The organism is Aquabacterium sp. J223, assembly GCF_024666615.1.
Classification (GTDB): Bacteria; Pseudomonadota; Gammaproteobacteria; order Burkholderiales; family Burkholderiaceae_C; genus J223.
In genome coordinates this window covers 4,421,832-4,441,659 of the sequence record NZ_CP088297.1, presented here as the reverse complement: position 1 = coordinate 4,441,659, position 19,828 = coordinate 4,421,832, and the positions used below count along the sequence as shown (strand labels likewise).

Annotated in this window: 21 protein-coding genes; 13 read left to right on the top strand and 8 right to left on the bottom strand. The window is 73.6% G+C overall.

What is annotated here, in order from left to right:
- Positions 1-75 precede the first annotated feature (75 nt).
- Positions 76-1,989 (bottom strand): acyl-CoA synthetase, encoded by a 1,914-nt coding sequence (locus LRS07_RS20860; RefSeq protein WP_260499831.1) that lies wholly within the window; start codon positions 1,987-1,989, stop codon positions 76-78.
- Between the two features lie 74 nt (positions 1,990-2,063).
- A complete protein-coding gene (locus tag LRS07_RS20855) occupies positions 2,064-2,729 on the bottom strand; it encodes a histidine phosphatase family protein (RefSeq protein ID WP_260499830.1) in 666 nt (221 codons plus the stop codon).
- A gap of 91 nt (positions 2,730-2,820) precedes the next feature.
- On the opposite strand from LRS07_RS20855, the gene LRS07_RS20850 reads away from it, so the two are divergent.
- The 4 genes from LRS07_RS20850 (at position 2,821) to LRS07_RS20835 (ending at position 5,910) form a co-directional block, all read left to right on the top strand.
- Positions 2,821-4,419 carry an ExeA family protein gene (locus tag LRS07_RS20850; protein WP_260499829.1) on the top strand — a complete coding sequence of 533 codons (1,599 nt, stop codon included), beginning with the start codon at positions 2,821-2,823 and terminating at the stop codon, positions 4,417-4,419.
- Between the two features lie 514 nt (positions 4,420-4,933).
- Complete coding sequence (locus LRS07_RS20845) at positions 4,934-5,203, top strand: general secretion pathway protein GspB (protein WP_260499828.1); 270 nt, start codon at positions 4,934-4,936, stop codon at positions 5,201-5,203.
- A 79-nt stretch (positions 5,204-5,282) separates the two neighbouring features.
- Positions 5,283-5,552 carry a hypothetical protein gene (locus LRS07_RS20840; RefSeq protein ID WP_260499827.1) on the top strand — a complete coding sequence of 90 codons (270 nt, stop codon included), beginning with the start codon at positions 5,283-5,285 and terminating at the stop codon, positions 5,550-5,552.
- Between the two features lie 73 nt (positions 5,553-5,625).
- Positions 5,626-5,910, top strand: coding sequence for a YkvA family protein (locus LRS07_RS20835; protein WP_260499826.1), 285 nt, complete (start codon positions 5,626-5,628; stop codon positions 5,908-5,910).
- A 6-nt stretch (positions 5,911-5,916) separates the two neighbouring features.
- Here the strand turns inward: LRS07_RS20835 and LRS07_RS20830 are convergent, their stop codons facing one another.
- The 3 genes from LRS07_RS20830 to LRS07_RS20820 form a co-directional block, all read right to left on the bottom strand.
- Positions 5,917-6,231 (bottom strand): hypothetical protein, encoded by a 315-nt coding sequence (locus LRS07_RS20830; RefSeq protein ID WP_260499825.1) that lies wholly within the window; start codon positions 6,229-6,231, stop codon positions 5,917-5,919.
- A gap of 40 nt (positions 6,232-6,271) precedes the next feature.
- The gene (infA, locus tag LRS07_RS20825; RefSeq protein WP_260499824.1) at positions 6,272-6,523 is read right to left on the bottom strand and encodes a translation initiation factor IF-1; all 252 of its coding nucleotides are present in this window, start codon (positions 6,521-6,523) and stop codon (positions 6,272-6,274) included.
- 132 nt (positions 6,524-6,655) lie between these two features.
- On the bottom strand, positions 6,656-7,564 hold the full coding sequence (locus LRS07_RS20820; protein WP_260499823.1) for an SDR family oxidoreductase: 909 nt from the start codon (positions 7,562-7,564) through the stop codon (positions 6,656-6,658).
- A 151-nt stretch (positions 7,565-7,715) separates the two neighbouring features.
- On the opposite strand from LRS07_RS20820, the gene LRS07_RS20815 reads away from it, so the two are divergent.
- Positions 7,716-8,198, top strand: coding sequence for a (2Fe-2S)-binding protein (locus LRS07_RS20815; protein WP_260499822.1), 483 nt, complete (start codon positions 7,716-7,718; stop codon positions 8,196-8,198).
- On the top strand, positions 8,195-10,540 hold the full coding sequence (locus LRS07_RS20810; protein WP_260499821.1) for a xanthine dehydrogenase family protein molybdopterin-binding subunit: 2,346 nt from the start codon (positions 8,195-8,197) through the stop codon (positions 10,538-10,540). Before LRS07_RS20815 ends, LRS07_RS20810 begins: the two co-directional genes overlap by 4 nt.
- On the opposite strand, the gene wrbA is transcribed toward LRS07_RS20810, so the two are convergent.
- Positions 10,537-11,136 (bottom strand): NAD(P)H:quinone oxidoreductase, encoded by a 600-nt coding sequence (wrbA, locus tag LRS07_RS20805; protein WP_260499820.1) that lies wholly within the window; start codon positions 11,134-11,136, stop codon positions 10,537-10,539. The genes LRS07_RS20810 and wrbA overlap by 4 nt on opposite strands.
- 50 nt (positions 11,137-11,186) lie before the next feature.
- Positions 11,187-11,888, bottom strand: coding sequence for a pirin family protein (locus LRS07_RS20800; RefSeq protein WP_260499819.1), 702 nt, complete (start codon positions 11,886-11,888; stop codon positions 11,187-11,189).
- A 205-nt stretch (positions 11,889-12,093) separates the two neighbouring features.
- Between LRS07_RS20800 and LRS07_RS20795 the strand changes: the two genes are divergently transcribed.
- The 3 genes from LRS07_RS20795 to LRS07_RS20785 all read left to right on the top strand — a co-directional run bounded on the left by LRS07_RS20795 (position 12,094) and on the right by LRS07_RS20785 (position 14,295).
- Positions 12,094-12,327 carry a hypothetical protein gene (locus LRS07_RS20795; protein WP_260499818.1) on the top strand — a complete coding sequence of 78 codons (234 nt, stop codon included), beginning with the start codon at positions 12,094-12,096 and terminating at the stop codon, positions 12,325-12,327.
- Positions 12,328-12,426: 99 nt separating this feature from the next.
- Entirely contained in the window at positions 12,427-13,677 is a 1,251-nt protein-coding gene (locus LRS07_RS20790; RefSeq protein ID WP_260499817.1) for a cyclic di-GMP phosphodiesterase, read from the top strand.
- 126 nt (positions 13,678-13,803) lie between these two features.
- Positions 13,804-14,295 (top strand): hypothetical protein, encoded by a 492-nt coding sequence (locus LRS07_RS20785; RefSeq protein WP_260499816.1) that lies wholly within the window; start codon positions 13,804-13,806, stop codon positions 14,293-14,295.
- Positions 14,296-14,311: 16 nt separating this feature from the next.
- Here LRS07_RS20785 and LRS07_RS20780 read toward each other — a convergent pair whose 3' ends face one another.
- On the bottom strand, positions 14,312-14,560 hold the full coding sequence (locus LRS07_RS20780) for an oxidoreductase-like domain-containing protein (protein WP_409450572.1): 249 nt from the start codon (positions 14,558-14,560) through the stop codon (positions 14,312-14,314).
- Between the two features lie 50 nt (positions 14,561-14,610).
- Here LRS07_RS20780 and LRS07_RS20775 point away from each other — a divergent pair, with 50 nt between their 5' ends.
- From LRS07_RS20775 to urtB, 4 genes are all read left to right on the top strand, one after another.
- Positions 14,611-15,966: a PQQ-dependent sugar dehydrogenase gene (locus LRS07_RS20775; RefSeq protein ID WP_260499815.1), complete on the top strand. Its 1,356-nt coding sequence runs from the start codon at positions 14,611-14,613 to the stop codon at positions 15,964-15,966.
- A gap of 110 nt (positions 15,967-16,076) precedes the next feature.
- A complete protein-coding gene (locus LRS07_RS20770) occupies positions 16,077-16,541 on the top strand; it encodes a flagellar basal body-associated FliL family protein (protein ID WP_260499814.1) in 465 nt (154 codons plus the stop codon).
- Positions 16,542-16,776: 235 nt separating this feature from the next.
- Positions 16,777-18,045: an urea ABC transporter substrate-binding protein gene (urtA, locus tag LRS07_RS20765; RefSeq protein WP_260499813.1), complete on the top strand. Its 1,269-nt coding sequence runs from the start codon at positions 16,777-16,779 to the stop codon at positions 18,043-18,045.
- Positions 18,046-18,144: 99 nt separating this feature from the next.
- Complete coding sequence (gene urtB, locus LRS07_RS20760; protein ID WP_260499812.1) at positions 18,145-19,755, top strand: urea ABC transporter permease subunit UrtB; 1,611 nt, start codon at positions 18,145-18,147, stop codon at positions 19,753-19,755.
- Positions 19,756-19,828: the final 73 nt, after the last annotated feature.

The following is a 19,828-nucleotide window of genomic DNA, read 5'->3' as shown; positions in this document are numbered from 1 at the left end:
CGCCTGCGCCATCGCGGCCACGGCCTGCGCCAGGCGCTGCACGATGCAGGTCTCCTGGACGTGGGGGCGTCGCCGTCAGTCGGTGACGATGCGGTGGCGCACGCCGAGCCGCGCGACGGCATCGGCCACCGCTTCCGCCAGCCGGGGCTCGAGGTCGGCGGCCAGCCGCACGAGCAGGCCGTCGGGTCCGTCGGCGTCGACCTCGGGCGGTGGTGCGGTGGTCGGCGCCTCGGCCTGCCACAGCGTGGCCAGCCGGTCGCGCACCGTGGCCAGGGCCGCCTGCTGGCGCAGCGCCGGCTTGAAGATCTTGCCCACCTGGGTCACCGGCAGGGCGGGCAGCACCGTCACCCGCTTCGGCCGGGCGGGCCCCTCGTCCACGCGGGCGGCCACGTGCGCCAGCAGCGTCGCCTCGTCCACCTCGGCGCCCGGCTGCAGCGTGACGAAGGCCACCGGCACCTCGCCGGCGTAGGCGTCGGGTGCGCCGACGGCGGCGGCCAGGTTCACCGCCGGGTGGCTTTCCAGCGCGTCCTCGATCACCTTGGGGTCGATGTTGTGGCCGCTGCGGATGATCAGGTCCTTGGCCCGGCCGGTCAGGTGCAGCCGTCCCTCGTCGTCCAGCCAGCCCATGTCGCCGGTGACCAGCCAGCCGTCGGCGGTGAAGGCGCGGGCGTTGTCCGCCTCGTCGACGAAGCCGGAGAACAGGTTGGGCGAGCGGAACAGCACCACGCCGGTCTCGCCGGGCGGCAGGTCGCGGTCGCCGGCCCCGCCGTTGGCGTCCAGCGCCACGATGCGCAGCCGCGAATACGGCAGGCGCCAGCCGACGCAGCCCGCCGGCCCCACCACACCGGGCGGGGTGATGGTGGAGATGCCGGCCATCTCGGTCATGCCCAGGCTTTCGTGCACGTGCAGGCCGAACAGGCGCTCGAAGCGTGCCGCCAGCTCCGGCGACAGCGGCGCCGCGCCGGTGCGGCAGTAGCGGATCGAGGAGATGTCCGCCCCGTCCAGCGGCACCTCGGTCAGCGCCGCCAGCACGGTCGGCACCGCCGACAGCGCGGTCGGGCGGAAGCGCTCGACCAGCCGCCACCAACCCCGCAGCACCTCGCGGTTGCGCATCAGGGTGGGCGTGGGGATAACCACCTGGACCCCGGCGGCGAACGACGGCAGCGCCGCCGCCAGCACGCCGGCGACATGGAACAGCGGGTAGCCGTTGAGCGAGACGTCGCCCGCGCGCAGGCCCTGCATCTGCACGCAGGCCCAGGCGGTGAAGACCTGCGCCCGGTGGCTGTGGCGGGCCAGCTTGGGCGCGCCGGTGGTGCCGCCGGTGTGGAAGAGCGCGGCAGTGTCCTCCGGATCGATCACGCGGCCGCCGACCAGGCGGTCGCCGGGTTGGGCGCGCAGCGCGTCGTCCAGGTCGAGCACGCCGTCCGGCCGCGGCGCCGACCCCGGCGCCTCGCCCGGCGGGGCCACCCGCAGCACGGTGTGCAGCGTGGGCACGCGCTCGCGCAGCGCCAGCGCCTTGCACCAGTACCCGGCCTCGTCATCGGCGCCCCAGGCGACCAGCACCCGGCTGCCGGCGGCGTTCATCAGCGACGCCAGCTTGTCCAGGCTGAGCAGCGGGTTCAGCGGCTGCACGATGCCGGCGGCCTCGCCGCCCCACAGCGCCAGGTGGTATTGCGGGCAGGCGGGCAGCAGCACCGACACCGCCTGCTGCGGCTGCAGGCCGAGGGCGTGCAGCGCATTGGCCATCCGGTGCACGCCGTCCAGCAGCGCGGCGTAGCTCAGCGTGACGGGTTGCGGGTCGTCGGCGGTGCGCAGGAAGGTGATCGCCGTCCGCTCGCCGAAGGCCGCCGCGCTGTTGACGAACAGCGCGTGGGTGCTGCGCGCGGGCACCGCCTCGGCCAGCGGCACCGACTCCAGGCGGCGCACGTCGTCCAGGCCGCGGATCGGGAACGCGGGGACGAAGGGACGTCCGGTGGGCATGGGGGTCATGGGAACGGGCGCTTCCGCGTCAGGCCGGTGTCGCGGAGGCGGGCCGAGGCGTCGAAGGTCCTGGCCATCCGCGGTCAGGCGTAGGTGACCCAGTCCGGCACGTCGTCCAGGTGGGCGATGCCGTTGAACGACAGCAGCTGGTGGCGGGTGGGCGTGAAGACGAACTCGCTGACGCCGGTGTTGCGGATGCGCAGGTTGAGCTCGATGCAGCCGGCGGCCGGCACACCGAGCACCTGCGCCACCGCCGCCGAGATCGGCCCGCCGCTGGACACCGCCAGCACCTGGGCGCCATGGTGGCGTGCGCGCACATGGTCCAGCGCGCTGGTCACGCCGGCGAGGAAGTCGGCCCAGCACGGCATGCCCTCGGGCTCGGCCCGGCCCTCCATCCAGGCCGCGAGACCCTGGCGCAGCAGGCGGAAGTGGTGACGCACCTCGTCGGCGTTGGTCGGCTTCTTCAGCGGGGCGGCGTGCACGGTGGCGATCAGCGCTTCCGGCCGGTACTCGTCCAGTCCCGGCCAGACCAGCGGCACCAGCTCGGCCTGCAGCCCCTCGGCGATGCCGGCCAGCGTCTGCCGGTGGCGCTTGAGCGTGCCGGTGAGCACCGCGTCGAACACCAGGCCGCGGCGGCGGAAGTGCTCGCCCAGCCGCACGCTCTGTCGATGGCCGAGCTCGCTCAGCCGGTCGTAGTCGTCGGCGCCGAAGGACGCCTGGCCGTGGCGCACGAGGGTGAGGGTTCCCATGGCGGCGGATTGTGGGCAACCCCGGCCGTCCGGCCCGTCGCCTCCGCGACGTCGCCGGGCGGCCGCCGGCCCCGGGCTATGCTCGCCGCCCATGTACACCGCGTTCTTCGGCCTCGCCCAGGAACCCTTCTCGATCGCGCCGGACCCACGCTACCTCTACATGAGCGAGCGCCACCGCGAGGCGTTGGCGCACCTGCTCTACGGGGTCAAGGGCGGCGGCGGCTTCGTGCTGCTCACCGGCGAGATCGGTGCCGGCAAGACCACGGTGTGCCGCGCCTTCCTGGAGCAGGTGCCCAAGCGCTGCAACGTGGCCTATGTCTTCAACCCGCGGCTGTCGGCGGGCGAGCTGCTGCAGACGGTGCTGGAGGAGTTCCGCATCCCCATGCCCGAGCAGCCGGGGCTGAAGGGCCAGGTCGACGCGCTGAACGCCTTCCTGCTGCGCACGCATGCGGTGGGGCAGAACAACGTGCTCATCATCGACGAGGCGCAGAGCCTGGCGCCCGAGGTGCTGGAGCAGCTGCGCCTGCTGACCAACCTGGAGACCGCGGAGCGCAAGCTGCTGCAGATCATCCTCATCGGCCAGCCCGAGCTGCGCACGCTGCTGGCGCGGCCCGAGCTGGAGCAGCTGGCGCAGCGGGTGATCGCGCGTTACCACCTGGAGCCGCTGTCGCTGAAGGAGGCCGCACGCTACGTGCGGCACCGGCTGACGGTGGCCGGGCTGACCGGTCCGCTGCCCTTCGACAAGCCGGCGCTGCAGCGGCTGCACGCGCTCACCGGCGGCGTGCCGCGGCGCCTGAACCTGCTGGCCGACCGGGCGCTGCTGGGCGCCTACGCCACCGGCCAGGCGGTGGTGGACGCGGCCGTGGTCGACAAGGCGGCGGCCGAGGTGTTCGACCGGCCGCCGGCCGCGCCGCGGCGCCGCCGCGCCGACCGCTGGCGCCCGGCCGTTGCCTGGGCCGCGCTGGCCGGGGTGGTGGGTCTGGGCGTCGGCACGGTGCTGGGCCTGGGCGGCGCCGCCGGCTGGCGTCGCGCCGAACCGGTGGCGCCGGCCGCGGCGGTGGCGCCACGCGCCGCGTCCACGCCCGCTGCCGCGTCGCCCTCGGCGGCCTCGGCGACGGCCGGTTTCAACGGCTTCGCGGCCGAGGACGAGGCCTGGCGCGCGCTGCTGGCCGGCTGGCTGCCGCAGGCACCGGAAGGCTCGCCCGACTGTGCGGCGCTGGCCGGCCAGGCGCTGCAGTGCTTCCGCCGTGCCGACGCCGACCTGGCGCTGCTGCGCCGCCTGTCGCGGCCGGCGCTGGTCACCCTGCAGCCGGGCGACGGCCCGCCGCTGCGCGCGCTGCTGGTCGGTCTGCCGCCCGGCCAGGTGCTGCTGCAGGGACGCGACGGCCGCCAGGCCTGGCCGCTGGCCCGCTTCGAGGCGCAGTGGCGCGGCGACCTGCTGACGCTGTGGAAGTCGCCGCCCGGGTATGCCGAGGGCGCGCTCAGCACCGCCTGGTCGCGCTGGGTGGCCGATCACCTGCCGCCGCCGGCGGGTGGCACGTCCGCCCCCGCCGACGCCGGCGAGGGGCTGAAGGCCCGCGTGCGCGACTTTCAGGCCGCGCAGGGGCTGACGGTCGATGGCGTCGCCGGGCCGGTGACGCTGATGCAACTCAACCGCGTGGCCGGCGTCGCCGAGCCGCGCTTGGACTAGGGATCTTCGGCGATGTCCTATGTGCTGGAGGCCCTGAAGCGTGCCGAGGCGGAACGCCGTCGCGGCGGCGTGCCCGACCTGCAGGCGCAGCAGTCGCTGCCGGCACCGGAGGACGACCTGACCACGCCGCGGCCCCGGCCGGCGTGGCGCTGGGTCGGCGCGGCCGGGGCGCTGCTCGTCGCCGCCGGCCTGGGCGCCTGGTGGGCGCAGCCGCCGCAGGCGCCGGCACCGGTCGTGGGCGCCGGGCCGCCGGAGCCGCCGCCCGCGTCGCCGCCGGTGCCGGTGCCTGCCCCGGCGCCCGTGCCTCCCGCCGCGGTCGCGCCGCCGGGGGTGGTACCGCCACCGGTGCCGGCGATGCCGAGGGCACCGTCGCCGCCGCCGGTGCGCCCCGGCGGCGCCCGTCGCACGGCCGGCCCCGGCGCCGTCGCCCGCGGCGACAACCCCGGTGCCGACGCCGGCGCCCCTGTCCAATCCGCCCGCCGCGGCGGCCGCGCCGTCGCCCACGTCGCCGGCCGTGGCCCCCGCCGCGCCGGCGGCGTCCGCACCCTCGGCCGAGCGCCTGCCCTCGCTGGCCGAGCTGCCGGAGGCGCTGCGCCGCGAACTGCCCGCGCTGTCGGTGGGCGGGGCGATGTACTCGGAGCAGCCGTCGCAGCGCATGCTGGTGCTCAACGGTCAGGTGCTGCGCGAGCGCGACACGGTGGCGCCGGGGCTGGTGCTGGAGCAGATCCGCCTGCGGTCGGCGGTGATGAACTACAAGGGCCAGCGCTGGCTGCTGGGCTGGTAGCCGGGGCCGGGCGAAGGCCCTGTCGGCGACGGGGAACGGCCCTTGCCCGGCCTTGGGACCACCCCGAACGGACGTCCGCATGGCCAACCTGAACCCGCCCCGCCCCTCGTCTGACCGCCCCTCGCCTGCGGCGCAGGAAGCCGACCCGGCCCGCAAGCCGGCTCACGCGCCGCGCGACCGCGACACCGAGCGCGCCGAGACGCAGGAGGACGACGCGCTGGACAACAACCGAGAGGGCTTCGGCGTGTCGCGCCGCGCGCAGGACAAGGCCGCGGCCGATCGGGGCGACCCGAGCGACCCCGGCGGCGTGCGCGGCAGTCCGTCCAACCCGCGGGTGGACAGCCAGTGACGCACCGGCCCTTGCCGCCGACTTGGGCGGCACCACCTGACGAGGCCCGACCCTTCGACCCGGAGACCGGCCCATGTGGAAAAAGCGACTGACCCTGTGGTGGACGCTGCTGCGCGGCGATGCCGGGCGGCTGTGGCGCGCCTGGCGCCATCCGGCGACGCCGGCCTGGTTCAAGGGCGGCAGCCTGCTGCTGGCGCTGTACCTGCTGTCGCCGGTCGACCTGCTGCCCGACGCCATCCCCGTGCTCGGCGTGGTCGACGACCTCGTGCTGCTGCCGCTGGCGCTGCGCTGGCTGCTGTCGCGGCTGCCGGCGGGGCTGCAGCGGGAACTGGAACGGCGCCGCCCGGCGGCGCGCTGACCCGCCCTACGTGGCGGGCGGCGCGGACGGCCAGCGCAGCAGTTCGCCCAGGCGGCCCACCGTCCAACGGGCCTCGTCGGCGGACAGGCCGGAGTCGGGCTGCGCCAGCCCGGCGGTAATGCGCTGCAGCACTTCCTCGCGCGGCAGGCCGGTGTCGTGGTGCAGGCCCTGCGCCGAGGCGACCAGGTGCTGGGCCAGGTCTTCGCAGAGCTCGTGGCGCTCGTCGAGCGCTCGGACGGGGAGGGTCAGCCGGCCGCGGGGGTCGCGGTAGAGCGCGGCGAACGCCTCGGGCACCGACGCCTGGCGCTCGTCTCCCGTCATGGCGGGGAGGGCCGGCGTGGGCGCGGGGGGCGGACGGTGGTCAGCGGCGCGGCCCGGAGGGCTGGCCGGAGCGGTCCAGGTGGCGGAAGGTGATGCGGCCCTTCGTCAGGTCGTAGGGCGACAGTTCCAGGGACACCCGGTCACCCGCCAGGATGCGGATGTGGTTCTTCTTCATCTTGCCGGCGCTGTAGCACACCAGCTGATGGCCGTTGTCCATCGTCACGCGGTAGCGCGAGTCCGGCAGGACCTCGTCCACCACGCCGCTCATCTCGATCAGTTCTTCCTTCGCCATCGGCGCTCCTCTGACATGCGGTCACATGCCGTCACATGGGGCCCGTCAGGGTGATGTCAATCGACGGACCGGGCGACGCCTGTGGCGCAGCCAAGCCCGCGATTGTAGCCGGCGGGCTTGACACCGGTGCGGTCAGTGGTGCAGGGCACCACCCCGTCCCCGTTCGGTGCCGCCGCCGCTGGGGCGGAACAGCGCGCCCTCCGGGTTTCGCGGCGGTTCGTCGGCCTGCTGCCGGTCGTCCTGCAGCGCCGCCATCTTGTCGGCCACGCCGGGCATGACCTTGCTGGCCAGGGTGTCGAGCGTGGACATCGCGCCCACCTTGACGTCGCGCCCGCCGTGGGTCGCCGCCTTGAGGATGGCCCGCGCCACGTCCTCCGGGTCGATCTGCGGCGTCGGCAGCTTGGGCTCGCGGTCCATGTAGTTGCGGGCGTGCTGCGGGTAGGGCGTGTCCACCGCGGTGGGCTGGATCAGCGTGATGCTGAGCGGTGCGCGCTCCACCACCTCCACCTCGACGCGCAAGGCGTCAGTGAAGCCCTTCACCGCGTGTTTGGAGGCGCTGTACATGCCCTGCAGCGGGATCACCGCGTCCGACACCTCGCTGCCGACGTTGACCAGCGCGCCGCCGTGCCGGCGCAGGTGCGGCAGCGCGGCCAGCGAGCCGTTGACCACGCCCCAGAAGTTGGTGTCGAACAGGCGCCGGCTGTCGGCCTCGCTGACCTCCTCCAGCCGGCCGTAGATCGCCACGCCGGCGTCGTTGACCCAGGTGTCGATGCGGCCGAAACGCTCCAGCGCGGTGGCGGCGACGCGGTCCACGTCCTCGCGCCGGCCGACGTCGCAGGCCACCGCCACCGCCTCGCAGGCGGGCAGCGCGGAGAGCTCGTCGGCGATCTGCTGCAGCGCCGGCTCGCTGCGCGCGGCCAGCACCAGCCGGGCGCCTTCGCGCGCCGCCATGCGGGCGGTCGCCAGGCCGATGCCGCTGGAGGCGCCGGTGATCACGATCACCTGCTGGTTGAGGGGCTTGTGGAGGATGTCGTCGGCCATGCAGCGCTCCGGGATGTGACGGTCGGGATGGCGACGCCGCAATCGACGTTCCCGACGGGGGTCGCCGCCACTTCCAGCTGTCGTTCAGCGCACGGGCCGTACTGCCGCTAGCATCGCGGCACGCCCACCCGCCAGCCTTTGGCCCGCCCGCATGACCACCCCGATCCGCTTCACCCTCAACGGCCAGCCGGTCGAGACCGCCGCCGAACCGTCGCAACTGCTCGTCGAACTGCTGCGCGCCCAGCTCGGCCGCACCGGCACCCACGTCGGCTGCGACACCAGCCAGTGCGGCTGCTGCACCGTGCTGATGGACGGTGAGGCGGTGAAGAGCTGCAGCGTGCTGGCGGTGCAGGCCGAGGGCAGCGCCGTCACCACCGTCGAAGGCCTGGCCACGGGCGGCGCGCTGCACCCGGTGCAGCAGGCGTTCATCGACTGCCACGGCCTGCAGTGCGGCTTCTGCACCCCCGGGATGATCATGAGCGCGGTCGACCTCCTGCAGCGCAATCCGAGCCCCAGCGACGAGGAGGTGGTCGAGGCGCTGGAGGGCAACCTCTGCCGCTGCACCGGCTACGTCAACATCGTCGCCGCCGTGCAGCGCGCGGCCAAGCTGATGGCCGGGGAGGTGACGGCATGAGCACGACGACCACCGGCACGCCCGGCATCGACGACTCGACCCGGTTCGGCAGCGGCCAGCCGGTCGCCCGCATCGAGGACAAGGCGCTGGTGCGCGGCGAGGGCCGCTACACCGACGACCACGTGCTGCCGGGCCAGGCCTTCCTGGCCTTCGCCCGCAGCCCCTACGCCCACGCCCGGGTGCTGGGCGTGGACGCCGCCTCGGCGCAGGACCTGCCCGGGGTGATCGCCGTCTTCACGGGGGCCGACCTCGTGGCCGCGGGCGTCAAGCCGATGGTCAACGGCGCGCCCTTCAGACGACCGGACGGCGGGCCGCTGGCCAGCCCGGCGCGCCATCCGCTGGCGCACGAGGTGGTGCGCTACGTCGGCGAGGCGGTGGCGGCCGTCGTGGCCGAGACCGCCGAGCAGGCGCGCAACGCGGCCGCGCTGCTGATGGTGGACTACGAGGAACTGCCGGCGGTGGTCGACACCCGCCAGGCCCTCGCCTCCGGCGCCCCGGCGCTGTGCCCCGACGCGCCGGACAACATCGCCGCCGAGATGCGCCACGGCGACCCGGCGGCCGCGCAGGCGGCCTTCGACGCCGCCGCGCTCACGGTCAAGCTCGACATCGTCAACCAGCGCCTGGCGCCCAGCCCGATGGAGCCGCGCAGCACGCTGGCCTGGCTGGACAACGGCCGGCTGACCCTGCGCGCCTCCAGCCAGATGCCGACCGCCCTGCGCGACGCGGTGGTCGGCCACCTGCCGGGGCTGAAGACGGAGGACGTGCGGGTGGTGGTCGGCGACGTCGGCGGCGGCTTCGGCATGAAGGGCGGGGCCTACCCCGAGGACCTGGTCATCGCCCATGCCGCGCGCACGGTCGGCCGGCCGGTGAAGTGGCAGGCGCAGCGGCTGGAGGACTTCGTCTCCGCCGCCCACGGCCGCGACGTCGAGGGCAGCGCCGAACTGGCGCTGGACGCCGACGGCAAGGTGCTGGCGCTGCGGGTGCACTCGCTGGCCAACGTCGGCGCCTACGGCACCGCCACCGGCATGGCCATCCAGATGCTCGTCGGGCCGTGGGTGTCGACCAGCGTCTACGACATCCGCACCATCGACCTGCGCTTCACCAGCGTGCTGAGCAACCGGGCCCCCACCGGCGCCTACCGCGGCGCGGGCCGGCCCGAGGCCATCTACCTGATCGAGCGGCTGATGGACGAGGCCGCGCGCCGGCTGCAGCTCGACCCCGCCGAGCTGCGCCGTCGCAACCTGGTGCGGCCGGAGCAGATGCCCTACACCAACGCGATGAAGATGACCTACGACGTGGGCCGCTTCGAGCAGATCCTCGACCAGGGCCTGGCGCTGGCGGAATGGAACGGCTTCGAGGCCCGGCGGGCGGCGTCGGCCGCCCGCGGCAGGCTGCGCGGCCGGGCGGTGTCGACCTTCCTCGAATGGACCAGCGGCAACGCCTTCGAGGAGCGGGTGGACGTGCGCGTCGCCGCCGACGGCTTCATCGAGCTGACCTCGGCCACCATGCCGATGGGCCAGGGCATCGCCACCAGCTACGCGCAGCTGGCGGTGGACGTCTTCGGCGTGCCGATCGAGCGCATCCGCATCCTGCAGGGCGACACCGACCGCGCCAACGGCTTCGGCAGCGCCGGCTCGCGCTCGCTGTACATCGGCGGCTCCGCGTTGAAGGTGGCGGCCGAGCGCACGGTGGAACACGCCAAGGGCCTCGCCGGCGAGGCGCTGGAGGCGCCGCCGGCCGACATCGAATACCGCGCCGGCCGCTTCACCGTCGCCGGCACCGACCTCGGCATCGACCTGTTCGAGCTGGCCGCCCGCCAGCCCGGCGCGCAGTTCACCATGGACGCGACGACCAAGGTGACCGGCCCGTCCTGGCCCAACGCCTGCCATGCCGGCGAGGTGGAGATCGACCCCGCCACCGGGGTCGTCGAACTGGTCGCCTATGCCTCGGTCAACGACATCGGCTACGTGGTCAACCCGACCATCGTCAAGGGCCAGATCGAGGGCGGCGCGGTGCAGGGCATTGGCCAGGCGCTGTGCGAGCAGATGGTCTACGACGAGGGCAGCGGGCAGCTCAACACCGCCAGCTTCCTCGACTACGCCATGCCCCGGGTGGACGGCTTCCGCGACTTCAAGACGGCGTTCGACACCTCCGTCCCATCGGTGACCAACCCGCTGGGCGTCAAGGGCGTCGGCGAGCTGGGCACCATCGGCGCCACGCCGACGGTGGTCAACGCGGTGATCGACGCGCTGGCCCGCGAGGGCCGGGCGGAGGCGGCGTCCCGGCTGCAGATGCCGCTGACGCCGGAGAAGGTCTGGTCCGCGCTGCGGGCGTCGGCTTAAGCGGCCAACTTCGCGGCGATCGCCGCGACGTGCTTGCCCTGCTGCCGCGCGATGCCCAGTTCGTTCTCGCTGGGCTGGCGCGAGCCGTCGCCGCCGGCCAGGGTGGTGGCGCCGTAGGGCGTGCCGCCGCTGACCTCCTTCATCTCGGTCAGCCGGGCGTCGGAGTACGGCGTGCCGACGATCACCATGCCGTGGTGCAGCAGCGTGGTGTGGAAGCTGGTGATGGTCGTCTCCTGGCCGCCGTGCTGGGTGGCGGTGCTGGCGAAGACGCTGCCCACCTTGCCGATCAGCGCGCCCTTGGCCCACAGCGCGCCGGTCTGGTCGAGGAAGTTGCGCATCTGCGCGGCCATCATGCCGAAGCGGGTCGGTGTGCCGAAGATGATGGCGTCGTACTGCGGCAGCTCGTCGACGGTGGCGATCGGCGCCGCCTGGTCCAGCTTCATGTGCGCCTGCTTGGCGACGTCCTCGGGCACCAGCTCGGGCACGCGCTTGAGGGCCACGTCCGCGCCGGCCTCCCGGGCGCCGGCGGCCACCGCCTCCGCCAGGGTTTCGACGTGTCCGTAGGACGAGTAGTACAGCACCAATACCTTGGCCATGAAACGCTCCTTGCGTGAGGGGTAGGAAACAGAAGAAGTGGAGGACCGGGTCAGCGCGGCAGGTCGAAGACCAGCACCTCGGCGCCGTCGCCGGCCTCCAGCCGCAATTCGGGCTCGCCGGCCAGCTTGAGCGCGTCGCCGGCGACGAGCGCCCGACCGTTGACGGTGAGCGTTCCGCGTGCCAGGTGCACGTAGCCCAGCCGGCCGGCCGCCAGTTGCAGCGAGGCGCGTTCGTCGCCGTCGAAGAGCCCGGCGTACAGCCGCGCGTCCTGGTGCAGCGTCACGCTGCCCTCGCCGCCGTCGGGCGACGCCAGCAGTGCCAGCCGGCCGCGCTTGGCGGCCTCGGGGAAGTGCTTTTCCTCGTAGCCCGGTGCGATGCCCCGCTCGGCCGGCTCGATCCAAATCTGCAGGAAGTGCGTCGTGCGGTCCTTGGCGTGGTTGAACTCGGAATGCCGCACGCCGGTGCCGGCGCTCATGCGCTGCACGTCGCCCGGCCGGATCACCGAGCCGTTGCCCATGCTGTCCTGGTGGGCCAGTTCGCCCTCCAGCACGTAGCTGACGATCTCCATGTCGCGGTGGCCGTGGGTGCCGAAGCCCATGCCGGGGGCCACCCGGTCCTCGTTGATCACGCGCAGCGGGCCGAAGCCCATGTGCTGCGGGTCGTGGTAGTCGGCGAAGGAGAAGGAGTGCTGCGACTTCAGCCAGCCGTGGTCGGCATGGCCGCGGTCGGCACCGGCTCTCAGTTCGATCATGACGCGTCGCTCCTGGTCAAGGCGCCGCGGGGTGCGGCGCATGGCATGCAGTCTGCGCGGCCGCGGGCGGTGGATAAAGCCGGGGCGGCGGAACGCATCGTCCCAATGGCGGAACACCGGGGTGGACCGTGCCCCCGGTCCGCCCACCGGGTGCGGGGAACGGCCCTTGCCCCGTGGACGGGGACCCAACCCCCGGAGCTTCACCATGCAGCAACCCGTGCAACCCTACGACGTCCATGGCCTGAAGGACGCGCCGCAGACGCCGCCCGCCGGCAGCGCCTCGGGCGACGAGATCGAGGACATCTACCAGGCGCTCAAGCGCGGGCTCGGCCACGAGCGGGTGAACGACGGCAACGTGCAGCAGCTCATCGCCCGTGCCCGGGAAGACGGGCACCAGGTGGTGCAGGCACTGCTGACCGAATGGCAGGCGTCCTGCTGAGCGAAATCACGAAAGACGCGTAATTCTCGCTGCCGGGCCGCGCCGAAATTCGATAGTGTGCGGACGTTACGGGGGCGGATCGACCGCTCCGGACGGACCATGCTCAAGAAGATCCCGACCGCCGCGCTGCGGCCCGGCATGTACCTCGCCCGCATCGAGGGCTCCTACCTGCAGCACCCCTTCTGGCGCCGATCGTTCCGGCTCGCCACGCAGGACGAGGTGCAGGTGCTGCACGACAGCGGCATCGCCGAGGTCTGGATCGACCTGACCCGCGGCGACGACGTCGCCGGCCCGACGCCCGCCGCAGTGTCCGAGCCGCCCGCCGCCGGCCAGCCCGGCGCCGTGGCGGAGCCGCCCGCGGCAGCGCCGGCTTCGCCAGCGCCACCGCCGTCCGTGGCCGCGCGGCCTCCTCGCAGCGGCACGGCCCGCGAACGCGCGCTGGCGCTGCGCGACCATGCCAAGTCGGCGGTGACCAGCCTCTTCGCCGACGTGCGCCTGGGCAAGGTGATCGACGGCGGCGCCTGCCTGCCGCTGGTCGACCAGATCAGCCAGTCGCTGCAGGAGGACGCCGGCACCTTCCTTGGCCTGGTGCGACTGCGCCGGCAGGACGAGTACACCTACCTGCACTCGGTGGCGGTGTGCGCGCTGATGGTGGGCCTCGCGCGCGAGATGGGCCAGGGCGAGGACGCGGTGCGCCAGGCCGGCCTGGCCGGGCTGCTGCACGACCTCGGCAAGGCGCTGATGCCGCTGGACGTGCTGAACAAGCCGGGCCGGCTCACCGACGCCGAGTTCGCCATCATGCGAGGCGACCCGGAACGCGGCTGGCGGATGCTGCGCGAGAGCCCGCACGTCGACGAGGCGGCGGCCGACGTCTGCCTGCACCACCACGAGAAGATGGACGGCTCGGGCTACCCCCACGGCCTGGCCGGCGACGGCATCTCGCTGCTGTCCCGCATGGGCGCGGTCTGCGACGTCTACGACGCCATCACCTCCAACCGGCCCTACAAGACCGCCTGGGACCCGGGCGAGTCGCTGCGCCGCATGGCGCAGTGGAAGGGCCACTTCGACCCCGCGGTGTTCAAGGCCTTCGTGCGCACGGTGGGCATCTACCCGGTGGGCACGCTGGTGCGGCTGGAGTCGCAGCGCCTGGCGGTGGTGTGCGAGCAGCGGCCCAGCGCGCTGCAGCGACCGCTGGTCAAGGTCTTCTACTCGCTGCGGTCCAACCTGCGCATCCCGCCGGTGCTGCTGGAGCTGGACCGGCCCGGCTGCCGCGACGCCATCGTCGGCGTCGAGCCGGCCGAGGGCTGGGGCTTCCAGGACCTCGACCGCCTCTGGTCGGACCCGGGCTGAGCGCCGCCGCCGGTGTCGGCGCCGGCTGACACCATGAATGCGGGCTGCGGGCCTGACCGCCCGCGGCATGCGGTCCACCATCGGGGCACGGCGGCCGGATCGGCCGCGCTCCCTGGAGGAATCCGGATGCAAGCACAAGACCGCCCCGTGTCGGCCGGCGTCTTCAAGCCTGAGGGCCATGTGGTCGTCGCCTTCGCCAAGGCCGAGGACCAGCGTTCCGCCGCCGACGCGCTCACCGGCGCCGGCTTCGCCGAGCCCGCCCGCTACACCCCGGAGCAGATGATCGCCCAGGCCGACATCGACATCGGCCAGGCCAGCCCGCTGGCGGCCATCGGCCAGGAACTGAACCTCGTCAAGGCCCACCGGCGCATGGCCGAGCAGGGTGCCAGCTTCCTCGTCGTGCCGGCCAAGCGGCGTGAGGACGCGCAGCGGGTGGCGTCCATCGTCAAGGCCCACGGCGCCAGCCGCGCCCAGCACTACGGCCGCCTGGTGATCGAGGACCTGCTGGAGGTGGGCGACGGCCTGACCCAGGTGGGCGAATCGCCGGACCGTGGCCTGGACGCGCAGAACCTCAGCGGCAACCCGCATTCGCCGGCGGACGGTTCGGCGAACCGTTGAGCCGCCACCGGCCGCCTCAGGCCGCGGGCGCCGCGCCGCCGTCGAGTGCGGCCGCGGCGTCCTCCTCCCACCAGCCGAGCGCGGCGTAGTACCCCTCCCAGACACAGCCGTTGCAGCCACGACCGCAGCAGCCCTGCGGCTCGGGTGGCGGCGGCCGCAGCCCACGGCCCTGCGCCGCCAGTCGGGCCTGCCAGTCCGCGATGCGCCGCCGGGCCATGGCCAGCGGGGCGTCGGCGGTGAGGTCGGCGGGGGGATCGCGGTGCATTGGGGGCAGTGTGCCAAGCTCGCTCCCTTCATGCCGACGGAGCCGACCGCATGACCGCCTTCACACCCTCCGCTCGACGCCGCCGAGCCGGCACGGCGCCGGTGCTCGCGCTGCTGACGGCCGCGCTGCTCGTCGCCGGCTGCGGCGACACCGGCCGCCTGCGGCAGGGCGAGGACACCGGCCCGCGGCCGCAGCTGGCCGAGCCGCGGCGGGGCCTCGTGCCGACGGTGCACGTCGCCCGCGCGGTGGGCTGGGCCGAGGGCCAGGCGCCGCGCCCGGCCGCCGGCCTGGTGGTGCAGGCCTTCGCCGCCGGGCTGGCGCACCCGCGCTGGCTGCACGTGCTGCCCAACGGCGACGTGCTGGTGGCCGAATCGAACAAGCCGGCGAAGGCGCCCGAGGGCCTGCGCGGCCGCGTGATGGCCTGGGTGATGGACCTGGCCGGCGCCGGTGTCGCCAGCGCCGACCGCATCAGCCTGCTGCGCGACGCCGACGGCGACGGCCGGGCCGAGCAGCGCCACGATTTCCTCACCGGGCTGCACTCGCCGATCGGCATGGCGCTGGTCGGCGACCGGCTGTTCGTCGCCAACGCCGACGGCGTGCGCCGCTTCACCTGGCGGCCCGGTGCGACCCGGCTCGACGGGCCGGGCGAGCCGGTCACCGACCTGCCCGGCGGGCCGGTCAACCACCACTGGACGAAGACGCTGGTGGCCAGCCCCGACGGGCGCACGCTCTACGCCGGCGTCGGCTCGAACAGCAACGTCGGCGAGCGCGGGCCGGAGGCCGAGGCCGGCCGCGCGGCGGTGTGGGCCATCGACGTGGCCAGCGGCACCAAGCGGCTGCACGCGAGCGGCCTGCGCAACCCGGTCGGCCTGGCCTTCGAACCCGGCAGCGGGGCGCTGTGGGCGGTGGTCAACGAACGCGACGAACTGGGCAGCGACCTGGTGCCGGACTACCTGACCCGGGTCCAGGCCGGCGGCTTCTACGGCTGGCCCTGGACTTACTGGGGTGACCGGGTCGATGACCGCGTCCAGCAACCCCCTTGGCCGCCCGCGCCCGGCCCGGCCCTGGTGCCGGACTACGCCCTGGGCAACCACGTGGCGCCACTCGGGCTGGCCTTCGTCGGCGCCGGCGTGCTGCCGCCGCCCTTCCAGCCGGCGGGCGCGGTGATCGGCCTGCACGGCTCGTGGAACCGCCGGCCGCACAGCGGCTACCAGGTGGTGCAGGTGGCCTTCGCCGACGGTCGACCCATCGGGCGGCCGCAGGTGCTGCTCGACGGCTTCCTCGACGCCGAGGGCCGGGCCCGCGGCCGGCCGGTGGGGGTGGCGGTGGACGGCCGGGGCGGCGTGCTGGTCGCCGACGACGTCGGCAACACCGTCTGGCGGCTGTCGCCCGCGGCGCGGCGCTAGCGCCGCCGATGCCTTCTGATACAGGCATGACAGCGGCGGCGACAACTACTGCCTTGTGGCCGCGCGGCGGTGTTCCGGACACTGCGCGCGCTCCAGCCCACCGCCGTCGCATGACCACGCCTGCCGCCACCCGACCCGCCGCCGACGACTGGCGCTTCCTGCTGCGGCTGCTGCTGCTGCCGGCGGCGCTGTGCGGCGCGGTGCTGGCCGGCTGGCTGTGGCATGCCTCGGCAGCGTCGGGGCCGGCCAGTCCGCCCTGGCTGGGCATGCGCGAGCTGCGCACGCAGCTGATCGACGGCGGCCGCGTCAGCGTCAAGCTGACCCTGCAGCCGGCGGCGAGCGCGGATCTGTCGCGGGTGCGGGCCTTGATGCCGGCGCTGGAGGCGGTGGCGGTGGGCGTGGTGGGCGGCAGCACCGCGCAGGGCCTGCGCGGCGCGGCGGGCGTGGCGCGGCTGCAGGACGCGCTGCACGAGGAGTTCGACGACTACCTGATGCGCCGGCAGGTCGCGCCGCTGGACGCGGTGCTGGTCGAACAACTGGTCGTGGCCAGCGACGGCCCGCTGCCCCTGAACTGACCATCCCGGCCGGGGTGTACGTCGATCGACGTACTGACGACCGCGCCGCCGCCGGTCATGCTTCCGACGCCGCCCGCCTCACCGGCCGGGCAACGCCTGCCTACGCCACCTTGCGTATAGGCGGTGGCTGCTGTCGCCCCTAGTCTCCTGGCCATCCCGCCGCCGGTCCGCCCCGGACCGCTGCGACGGGCGATCACCCCGCCAAAGACCCGAGCGTCCACAGGAGCCTCCGCCCATGAAATTCACCCGCCGCACCCTTGCCCTGGCCGCATCGGCCTGCGCCTTCGGCCTGCCCGGCCTCGCCCACGCCCAGAGCGACACCATCAAGGTCGGCGTGCTGCACTCGCTGTCCGGCACCATGGCGATCTCGGAGACGGTGCTCAAGGACACCGTGCTGATGGCCATCGAGGAAATCAACGCCAAGGGCGGCGTGATGGGCAAGAAGCTGGAGCCGGTGGTCGTCGACCCGGCGTCCAACTGGCCGCTGTTCGCCGAGAAGGCCAAGCAGCTGATCACGCAGGACAAGGTGGCCGTCGTCTTCGGCTGCTGGACCAGCGTCAGCCGCAAGTCGGTGCTGCCGGTGTTCGAGGAGAACAACGGCCTGCTGTTCTACCCCGTGCAGTACGAGGGCGAGGAACTGAGCAAGAACGTGTTCTACACCGGCGCGGCGCCCAACCAGCAGGCCATCCCCGCGGTGGAGTACCTGATGAGCAAGGCCGGCGGCGGCGCCAAGCGCTTCGTGCTGCTGGGCACCGACTACGTCTACCCGCGCACCACCAACAAGATCCTGCGCGCCTTCCTGAAGAGCAAGGGCGTGAAGGACTCGGACATCGACGAGAAGTACACCCCCTTCGGCCACGCCGACTACCAGACCATCGTCGCCGACATCAAGAAGTTCTCGGCCGGCGGCAAGACCGCCGTCATCTCCACCATCAACGGCGACTCCAACGTGCCGTTCTACAAGGAGCTGGGCAACGCCGGCCTGAAGGCCAAGGACGTGCCGGTGGTGGCCTTCTCGGTGGGTGAGGAGGAACTGCGCGGCGTCGACACCAAGCCGCTGGTCGGCCACCTGGCCGCCTGGAACTACTTCCAGTCGATCAAGAGCCCGGAGAACACCGAGTTCATCAAGAAGTGGTCGGCCTACGCCAAGGCCAAGAACCTGCCCGGCCACAAGGACAAGCCGCTGACCAACGACCCGATGGAGGCCACCTACATCGGCATCAACATGTGGAAGCAGGCGGTGGAGAAGGCCAAGAGCACCGACGTGGACAAGGTGATCGCCGCCATGGCCGGCCAGACCTTCAAGGCGCCGTCGGGCATCGTCAGCAAGATGGACGAGAAGAACCACCACCTGCACAAGAGCGTGTTCATCGGCGAGGTCAAGGCCGACGGCCAGTTCAACGTGGTGTGGAAGACGCCCGGCCCGGTCAAGGCCCAGCCGTGGAGCCCCTTCATCCCCGAGAACAAGGGCAAGAAGGACGAGCCGGACGTGAAGATGAAGTGAGCCCGGACGAGGGCGACAGCCCTCGCCTGTGCGAAGGCGCCGGTGCCGCGGCATCGCGGCCCGGCGCCTTTTGATCCTGCTGCCCTGACCGCTTCGCGCATGACACCCCGATTCCCCTGGTCCCGCTGGCCCGGCCTGGCCGCCGTGCTGGCCGGCTGGCTGCTGCTGGCCGCCACCGCGCAGGCGCTGACCCCCGAGCAGGCGCGCGCGCTGGCGGTCGGCGAGTCCGAGGACCGCATCGCCGCCGTGCAGAAGGTCGGCGCCGACGCCGACGAGAAGACGCTGGCTTTCCTGCAGGCGCTGCTGGACGACGCCGTCAAGTTCACCGAGACCCAGGTCATCGTCGTCAAGGACGGCGAGGGGCGCGACCCGGTCACCGGCGCGGCCGTCAAGGTGCCCGACAACGCCGAGGACGTGGTCAACAACAACCTGCTGCGCAGCGAGCTCGATGCCGCGCTGGCCGGCGCCCGGCTGGCCTCGCCCGACCGCGCGGTGCGGGCCGACGCCATCAAGACGCTGCAGGACGCCGGCATCGACGAGGCCCGGCTGCCGGTGATCGACAAGGCGCTGGCGGCCGAGACCGACGCCGCGCTCAAGGCGCAGCTCGAACGGCTGCAGGCCACGGTGCTGATCGCCTCGGCCGACGTGGCCAAGCGCAAGGCCGCGGTGGCCATGCTGGCCGACAGCGGCGAGCCGGCGGTGAAGACGCTGCTCACCGAGCGCCTGGCCGAGGGCGTGGAGCCCGACGCCGACGTGCGCAGCGACATCCGCCGCGCGCTCGACCGCATCGACGCGCGCCTGGCCTGGGGCGAGCGCGCCGGCGTGGTGTTCACCGGCCTGAGCCTGGGCTCCATCCTGCTGCTGGCGGCGCTCGGCCTGGCCATCACCTACGGGCTGATGGGCGTGATCAACATGGCCCACGGCGAACTGATCATGGTCGGCGCCTACGCCACCTGGCTGGTGCAGAACGCCTTCCGCCAATGGCTGCCCGGGGCCTTCGACTGGTACGTGCTGGCCGCCATCCCGGTGTCCTTCCTGGTCGCCGCCGCGGTGGGCGCGGTGCTGGAGCGCGGCGTCATCCGATTCCTGTACGGCCGGCCGCTGGAGACGCTGCTGGCCACCTGGGGCATCAGCCTGGTGCTGATGCAGGCGGTGCGCTCGCTCTTCGGCGCGCAGAACGTGCAGGTGGAGAACCCGTCCTGGCTGTCCGGCGGTGTCGACGTGCTGGCCAACCTGACGCTGCCGTGGAACCGGGTGGGCATCATCGTCTTCGCGGCGGGGGTGCTGGCCGCCGTCTACCTGATGATCGCCCGCACGCGGCTCGGCCTGTTCGTGCGCGGCGTGACGCAGAACCGGCGCATGGCGGCCTGCATGGGCGTCAACACCGCACGCATCGACACCTACGCCTTCGCGCTGGGCTCCGGCATCGCCGGGCTGGCCGGCTGCGCGTTGAGCCAGGTCGGCAACGTCGGGCCCGACCTGGGTCAGGCCTACATCGTCGACAGCTTCATGGTGGTGGTGCTGGGCGGTGTCGGCCAGCTCGCCGGCACGGTGGTCGCCGGCCTCGGCCTGGGCGTGCTCAACAAGCTGCTGGAAGGCTGGTCCGGCGCGGTGCTGGCCAAGATCATGGTGCTGGTCTTCATCGTCATCTTCATCCAGAAGCGGCCGCAGGGGCTGTTCGCGATGAAGGGCCGGAGCGCCGAAGCATGAGCGCCGTCGTCCACCCCGCCGACCCGACCCCGGCCGTGCCGCCGACGCCCGGCCAGCCGCCGCGGCCCGCCCT